The 7,157-nt window shown below is 50.5% G+C and carries 7 protein-coding genes and 1 pseudogene; 2 read left to right on the forward strand and 6 right to left on the reverse strand.

Features of this window, described 5'->3' with window-relative positions; all coding sequences use genetic code 11:
• Window positions 1-7 precede the first annotated feature (7 nt).
• From hepT to AC3DOM_RS02930, 5 genes are all read right to left on the reverse strand, one after another.
• Complete coding sequence (gene hepT / locus AC3DOM_RS02910) at window positions 8-352, reverse strand: type VII toxin-antitoxin system HepT family RNase toxin (protein ID WP_487917525.1); 345 nt, start codon at window positions 350-352, stop codon at window positions 8-10.
• Window positions 353-369: 17 nt separating this feature from the next.
• Window positions 370-780, reverse strand: a complete 411-nt coding sequence (mntA, locus tag AC3DOM_RS02915; protein WP_487917526.1) for a type VII toxin-antitoxin system MntA family adenylyltransferase antitoxin — start codon at window positions 778-780, stop codon at window positions 370-372.
• Window positions 781-943: 163 nt separating this feature from the next.
• Window positions 944-2,185 carry a M24 family metallopeptidase gene (locus tag AC3DOM_RS02920; RefSeq protein WP_487917527.1) on the reverse strand — a complete coding sequence of 414 codons (1,242 nt, stop codon included), beginning with the start codon at window positions 2,183-2,185 and terminating at the stop codon, window positions 944-946.
• Window positions 2,186-2,271: 86 nt separating this feature from the next.
• Window positions 2,272-3,630 (reverse strand): L-seryl-tRNA(Sec) selenium transferase, encoded by a 1,359-nt coding sequence (gene selA, locus AC3DOM_RS02925; RefSeq protein WP_487917528.1) that lies wholly within the window; start codon window positions 3,628-3,630, stop codon window positions 2,272-2,274.
• Window positions 3,623-4,021, reverse strand: coding sequence for a hypothetical protein (locus AC3DOM_RS02930; RefSeq protein ID WP_487917529.1), 399 nt, complete (start codon window positions 4,019-4,021; stop codon window positions 3,623-3,625). Before AC3DOM_RS02930 ends, selA begins: the two co-directional genes overlap by 8 nt.
• A gap of 320 nt (window positions 4,022-4,341) precedes the next feature.
• On the opposite strand from AC3DOM_RS02930, the gene AC3DOM_RS02935 reads away from it, so the two are divergent.
• Window positions 4,342-6,438, forward strand: coding sequence for an acetate--CoA ligase family protein (locus tag AC3DOM_RS02935; RefSeq protein WP_487917530.1), 2,097 nt, complete (start codon window positions 4,342-4,344; stop codon window positions 6,436-6,438).
• A gap of 2 nt (window positions 6,439-6,440) precedes the next feature.
• Window positions 6,441-7,040, forward strand: a complete 600-nt coding sequence (locus AC3DOM_RS02940) for an L-2-amino-thiazoline-4-carboxylic acid hydrolase (RefSeq protein WP_487917531.1) — start codon at window positions 6,441-6,443, stop codon at window positions 7,038-7,040.
• 33 nt (window positions 7,041-7,073) lie between these two features.
• Here AC3DOM_RS02940 and AC3DOM_RS02945 read toward each other — a convergent pair.
• Window positions 7,074-7,148 (reverse strand): annotated as a pseudogene (locus tag AC3DOM_RS02945) (hypothetical protein); the annotation flags it as partial.
• Window positions 7,149-7,157 lie beyond the last annotated feature (9 nt).

Below are 7,157 nucleotides of genomic sequence, written 5' to 3' on the forward strand. Positions count from 1 at the left end.
CATGGTGTTAGGAGGTGAATTCTTTGATGATAAAGTTTGTGAAGTCAATCAGATCGTCCAGGCGTTTTTCAATCACATTCTTCATCAATTGGATATCAAGTTCTTGATATTGATGGACAAGTGTATTGCGAAAGCCGACCATATTTTCGAGTTTTTTGGCAAGGTCTCGGGGAATGATCCCATTTTGCGCCAACAGACGAAAACTCTCACGGGTTTCTTTTGGGAGACCAAGTTTTCGTTTTTTGATGGTGTGGTTTGCCAGGTCAATTGATTGTTCACAGGCACGCTGTAAATTTATGGCAATTGCATCCTGCTTCAGGTGATTTTCTTCAAAGGGGAGTTCGCTCGGCAACGCGTAATACGTTTGGATCAGACAATGATCCTTCCGACTTCCAACACATCCTTGATGATCCCGGCTCTCTCCTCATTCAATCTTTGATAATAAGAGATGGTCAGCATTTCAAATTCATCGGCTGCATATTGATCCGCACAGTAGATGCGACGTTCGGCAGCGATGATTTCTTTTTGCAGAACGGTCGGGGCTTGGCGTAAATTTGACAAGTCGACATCTTTAGCGAGCAAAGTTTCCAGTTCATAACACAAATCATTGAATATTAAAGAATCGTTCTCATTTTTTTGTTGCGGAGGGAGAAGGATAGCAATATCCACATCACTGTCTTTGCGCTCCTCTGCTGTACCGTGGGAGCCAAAGAGATAGATCGCTTGCGCGTCAGGATGGTGTTCTAAAATTATGTGGACGATTTTGTCTTTTTCGCTCATGATATTACCTCTGCAATGTCCATTGTATCATTGGCGCAGGAAGATTTTATAGCAAGGATTCGTATGGTCATAAGAGAACATTCTAAAGTCAGTCCGAATAAAAAGGGTGGAGCAATCTCCATCGTGTGAAAGAAGACTGCCACGCTTTGCTCGCAGTGAAATCCTACCTCTTCATTTCCAGGACAAGGTCAAAGGGGAACTCCGCAATCCGTTCAAAAGTGCCGTCCGGGCGGGCATAGTAGGTATTCTCAATGCGGACGCCCATCCCTTTGGATGGATAGTAAAGCCCCGGCTCAATCGTGAAAACCACGCCTCTTTGGAGCAGGTTATCCTCTTTAAATTGCAAGCTTGACCAGGGTCGTTCGTGAATATTGACCCCCACTCCATGCCCCAGACTGTGAACATAGCCTTCCAGCGGCGCCTCCGTGTTGAGTGGGGAGGGATGCCCCTTGGCTTCAAAGAGTTTGCAAGTCATGCGTTGCAATTCTCTGAAAGGCATATTGATCTCCATCTCGTCGATAATCTTTTCGTAAACATCACGGACCTGGTCGTAGAGTTTTTGCTCCTCTTCAGGCGCGTAGCCGAGGCACCAGGTGCGGGTAAAATCGTAAAAATAACCGCCGCCCGCTTCGCAGGGAAAAATATCGAAGATGATCGTTCTACCGAGGCGGATCGGATCGGATGCATTGCCGACAGAGTGGGGGACACCTGCATCGCTGCCGATGGCGAAGATCGTCCCTTCGGGATTTTCGACGCCGCGCTCCGCCAGCCAGAGATTGATCTTGCCTTTGACCTCCCCGATCATAAGCGGCTTGCCATCTGTCCGCAAAAGAATTTCATCCTCGCTCACGGCATGACTCGTCAGGAATTCCTTCACCATGCCGACCACCTCGATCGTGATCCGTCCCATTTCGCGGATGCGGGCAACTTCTTCCTCTTCCTTGGTTTCCATCGCATTCAGGAATACTGAATCTGTGCCCGATTCCCCAATGAAGGTGATCTCAGGCAGGTACTTTTGCATCAGGGACAACATCGCGAAGCTATGACTCAGATCAGTATGCCCATAAACGCCCACACGACCAGAGTCCACGCCGAGGTCTGCGAAGATCTTTTGCAAACGCAACGCTGAGAACTTGATCATATCTCCACCCGAATTTTTCAGCAATTCTTTTTCGGGGTATTTGCTGTATGAAATAGTTTTCAAACCAGTCTTGGCTGCTTCATCGCGTTCCATATCGCGGTAAAAGAGAATCGGTTTCTCTCCCTTTTTCTTGATCAAGGTTGCTCCCCCCACGTGGTGGCCGCCAGTCAGGTAATACATGGGGCTATTATGCTGGGTATTTCCCAAAACAAGCAGGGTGTCGAGATTGCGGTCTTGCATGAGACTGTCGAGGTTTGACTTCATGAATCTCCAGAGTTAGATAATAAGATGAATAGGGGTAAGTGAGAAGTGAAAAGTGAAAAAAGAAATCACCCTTCACTCTTCACTCGTCACTTTAATGAATTTTTCAATGCCACCAACAGGGCCCCTTCCTGCTCTTGCAGCACGGTACGGGGATCGAGCAGGATGAGATCATTTTCGGTGCGTGCGATAACGGGCGGATTTTGTTTCCGTAATTTTGCGAGGAAATTATCTGCTTTGGGAACGTCGAGGGCCAGGAGCCAGGTCGGCAGAACCTCCCCGGGTAAGCTGCCTCCGCCAATGGTCGATTCTCCGGGAATGACTTTGCCTTGTCCCAGATGATTCGCCCAAGCTTGAGCGCGGGCTTTGATCTGTTTGGGCGGCTTGGAAATCATCCGCCAGATCGGAATCTCACGCTCAGCTTCGTCTTTTAGATAATGTGTCAATGTGGCAGAAATTCCTGCCAGAGCAACCTTATCTGCCCTCACGGCGCGGGCCAGGGGATGTTTCTTGATCTTATTCATCAGATCAGCACGCCCAACGATAATGCCTGCCTGCGGCCCTCCGAGCAATTTATCACCGGAAAAGCAGACGATATCTGCGCCTGCGGCGAGGGATTCCTGAACTGTCCGCTCGTGGATCAGGCCAAATCGCTCAGTGTCGAGTAAGGTTCCGGAGCCAAGATCATCCACAACGGGGAGATCGGCTGCATGGGCGACGCGGGTGATTTCATCTAACGAGGGTTCTTCGGTAAATCCACTGATCTTGAAGTTGGAGCGATGGGCTAGCATAACCAACTTGATCGGTTCTTCATTAATCGCATTTTCGTAATCAGCGAGATGGACTTTATTGGTTGTGCCCACTTCGACCAGTTTTGCGCCGGATTGTTTCATCACATCGGGGATGCGGAATCCGCCGCCGATTTCGATTAACTGCGAACGGGCGATGACCACCCTTCGACGATTGGCGAGGGCAGAGAGGATCAACAATACGGCGGAGGCATTATTATTGACGACCATCGCCGCTTCGGCTCCGGTTATGCGTGTAATCACAGATTCAGCATGGATCAGGCGCGAACCCCGTTTCCCGTTTTGCATATTAAATTCAAGGGTGGAATAGCTGCGTGCGACCGAATCCATCGCTTTGATGGTGGCAGAGCTAAGGGGTGCGCGCCCCAGATTGGTGTGCAGGATAACCCCGGTGGCGTTGATCACGGGATAAAGTGTGGGTTCAGTCCAGGTCGTTAAACGGGAGCCAGCCAAACTCAGGAGCGTTTTGGCTGGTGGGATTGGCTTGGTGTTGTCGGCAGTATAAGCTGCCCGGATCTCCCCCAATATTGCTCGGAGGGCATCCAGCACCAGCGGTCTCCCATATTCTGCAATCAATTCTGCAGCGGTATGCGTTGAAAGCAATTTATCTACAGAGGGGAGGGAGCGCAGATCAGTCATAATCGACTTCAGGGGGAGTCCATTGGCTTTTTTCGCGCAAACGGATGAGTGCTTCGATGGCGATTATGCCCAAAGCCAACCCAATAGCGATAGAGATATTGGCAACCTGCCCAAGCTGTAACCAGGCCAGGGTTGCCCCGTAAACGCCTGCCCAAAGCGCCTGTCGCTGAATAATATTTGTGGATGGGAAATTGGCTTGATTGAAACGTTGATTGAAAAAATAGACAATCGGTAATGCAGTGCCGGTCAGGGCGAGAGTGGTCAGGAAAAAGAATGCCCAGCGAGGCCAGAGGGTAGGCAGGGTGAAATTGATGATGAGATATAAACCGCCCCAGCCAAGGGTGAACATGATCAGGGTGGGGACGAGGAAGGGGCGAAAAATTGGTTTCATTATTTATTACCCAGTTCGGCAGATATTTTTAAACACGAATTACACGATTGTTTTTTTATGAGGGAATTATACCGCAGGGAGGGTGGGCCGCTTAAGCGGACATGTTAATGAAAGGATGGGTTCCTGAAGCCGACTATAGTCGGGTTTCGCCAATTAGCAAGGGGATTGATTCCCTTGCGGAACAGGTTTTCAATTCCCGAATTTTTATTCTATACCCATCAATATAGTCACTCTCGTAGAAATTGTAGTGCTCCAATACACCCGTGCGGTTATAATTTAGAAACTCTCTACCTAGAAAGTATAAAATTGAAATTTGACCAATGACAGATAGTTCTCTGACTCCTTTTTTCAACCCAAATGGGATCGTCGTCGTCGGTGCCTCCTCACATCCTCAAAAGCTGGGATATGGCGTGGCCCGAAACCTGACCCAGAGCGGGTACGCTGGCCCGATTTATTTTGTTTCCCCAAAAGGAGGCGATCTTTTTAGCCGTCAAATTTTCGCTTCAATCGCTGAGGTCCCGGACCCGGTTGACCTCGCTGTGGTTGTCGTTCCGGCGAAATATGCGTCCGAATCCATGCGTGCCTGTGGAGAACGAGGCATTAAGGCGGTCATCCTTGTTTCGGGCGGTTTCCGCGAGACAGGGGAAGACGGTGCAGTCCTCGAAACCGAAACTTTGCAGGTGGCAAAGGAATACGGAATCCGGATGATCGGACCGAATTGCATTGGCTTGCTCGATACCCATTTGCCTTTGGATACAACCTTCCTCCAACCGCCCTTTCCTCTCCCCGGCGAGATAGCGTTTATCTCCCATTCCGGGGCAATTTGCGCCGCGTTGATCGATTGGTCAAAAGAGGAGGGATTTTCCTTTTCCCGTCTGATCAGTCTGGGCAATCAGGCGGATGTCACTGAGACGGATATTTTGCCCCTCGTCGCAGAAGACGAATATACCAGGGTAATTACCCTTTATCTTGAAAATATCAGCAATGGAGCCCGCTTCATTGAAGAAGCGCGCCGCGTTGTCAAGGTAAAACCGGTCATCGCCCTCAAGGTGGGTCGATCGGCGAGCGGTCAGCGTGCAGCTGCATCCCATACGGGTGCCCTGGCGGGTGCCGAATCCGCTTTCGATGCCGCCTTTGAAAAAGCGGGCGTTTTTCGCGCGGATACGACTGAAGAGATCTTTGATTGGGCGCGTGCCCTTGCCTGGGCTCCTGTTCTGCAAGGGCGTCGCATAGCCATTCTGACGAATGCGGGCGGCCCCGGGGTGATCGCAGCGGATGCCCTTGAACAAAATGGCCTGGAACTTGCTGAATTCAATAAGAAAACTCTCGCGGCCCTCGGGGAGACTCTCCCCTCTGCGGCCAGCGTTCATAATCCGGTTGATATGCTTGCCTCAGCCTCCGCCGAGATTTATGGAGAGTGCCTGCGGGTGATCCTTGTCGATCATAATGTGGATGGCGCCCTTGTCATTCTGCCGCCCCCGCCGATGTATCCCGCTCGTGATGCTGCCGAAATTCTGATTCCCATCATTCAGGCCAGCGAGAAACCTGTCCTGGTGGTGCTGATGGGCAGCACCCAAATCGAAGAGGCTTCAGAACTTTTTCAGAATGCGAAGATCCCCGATTATCGCTTCCCTGAAAGGGCGGCGTCTGCATTGGCCCGACTGGCTGAACGGGCAGAATTCTTAAGGGAGATGGATGAATCTGTTGCCCTTCTGACTGATGTGGATACCCCATCAGCACGGGCGGTTTTGGCAGATGCTGAACCCGGCACATGGCTGGAGGCGGAATTTGCTGATCGATTAATGAATATCTATGGGATCCCTACAACGCCCATTAAACTTGCGCCTGACGCAGAATCAGCGGCTCGCCTGGGTAAAGAGCTAGGTTTTCCGGTTGTGATGAAGATCGCCTCGCCCGACATCCCTCACAAATCGGACGTGAACGGAATCCTGCTCAATCTCGGTTCTGCGGCAGAAATTGCAGAGGGCTTTGAGATGCTCATGGCGCGGGTGCAGGCCCAACGTCCAGACGCGAACCTGGAGGGCGTCCTGATCCAGCGCATGATCCCGCAAGGGCAGGAGGTCATCCTGGGTGCGGTCCGTGATCCCCAATTCGGTGCCCTGATGATGTTTGGCTCCGGTGGTGTCGAAGTCGAAGGGTTGAAAGATGTCGCTTTCGCCCTGGCTCCTCTCTCAGTACGTGAAGCTGAAAAAATGCTTGGGAAAACATGGGCGGGACGCAAGCTGGCGGGTTATCGAAATCTTGCCCCTGCTGATCGTGTTGGAGTAGTGGATGCGCTCCGTCGGCTGGGACAGTTGGCGCATGATCTGCCCGAAATTGCTGAGATCGAAATCAATCCGCTGACTGTACTGGAAGATGGCGTGGTTGCAGTTGATGTACGTGTGAAGATGGCATAAATATGAACCAAAGAGCAATGCAGGTTGCCTTGATAAAAAATCTTCCGGTTGATCTGGCCGAGGAAGTAAATCAGCGTGTGATCGCCCGGATTAAGAAGATCGAGAGAGAACGTGAAAAATACCCTCAAAAGGCTTTGGAGAAACATTTTGGCGAAAATATATTGCCGATCTTGGCTTTGTATTTGGTTTTGAAAGAGGATCACAGTTCACCAGAAGATGTGCTGGAGTTAACCCGTAAGGTCACCGAAGAGATGTATACCATCGGGCGAAAGCGGATGGCCTTTATTGGGCAGTTCCCATTTTTCTACCGGGTGATCCAAAAATTAACGCCGCAAATGATGAAGAGTGCCTTTCCAAAAGAAGGATTTGATATCGAATGGCTGGAAGTGAGTAAAAAGCAAGTTGTCTTTAATATGCACGCCTGCTTTTATCTGGATTCTCTGACCAAATATGGCGTACCTGAACTAACCCCCGTTTTCTGTGGGCTGGACGATTTAATTTACGATGGCGTTTCTCCCCACCTTCGCTGGCAGCGCACCGGGACGCTTGGTCGTGGTGATGCATATTGCGATTTTCGTTTTATCAATCCGCAAGAAGAATGATCTGGCTCCAGGTTGAATAATGCCGCGTCTTTTGCTCACCAATCCAACTGCTCCCTCTTCTCGGTAGTTTTTCCACAGACGCCTAACATGACGAACACTAAGCCCCAATGCTTCAGA

It is taken from the genome of Candidatus Desulfolinea nitratireducens, from assembly GCF_982879505.1.

Coding starts and splice junctions, on each gene's coding strand:
- mntA (WP_487917526.1), bottom strand. CDS start 780: ATGAGCGAAAAAGACAAAATCGTCCACATAATTTTAGAACACCATCCT.
- AC3DOM_RS02920 (WP_487917527.1), bottom strand. CDS start 2,185: ATGAAGTCAAACCTCGACAGTCTCATGCAAGACCGCAATCTCGACACC.
- selA (WP_487917528.1), bottom strand. CDS start 3,630: ATGACTGATCTGCGCTCCCTCCCCTCTGTAGATAAATTGCTTTCAACG.
- AC3DOM_RS02930 (WP_487917529.1), bottom strand. CDS start 4,021: ATGAAACCAATTTTTCGCCCCTTCCTCGTCCCCACCCTGATCATGTTC.
- AC3DOM_RS02935 (WP_487917530.1), top strand. CDS start 4,342: ATGACAGATAGTTCTCTGACTCCTTTTTTCAACCCAAATGGGATCGTC.
- AC3DOM_RS02940 (WP_487917531.1), top strand. CDS start 6,441: ATGAACCAAAGAGCAATGCAGGTTGCCTTGATAAAAAATCTTCCGGTT.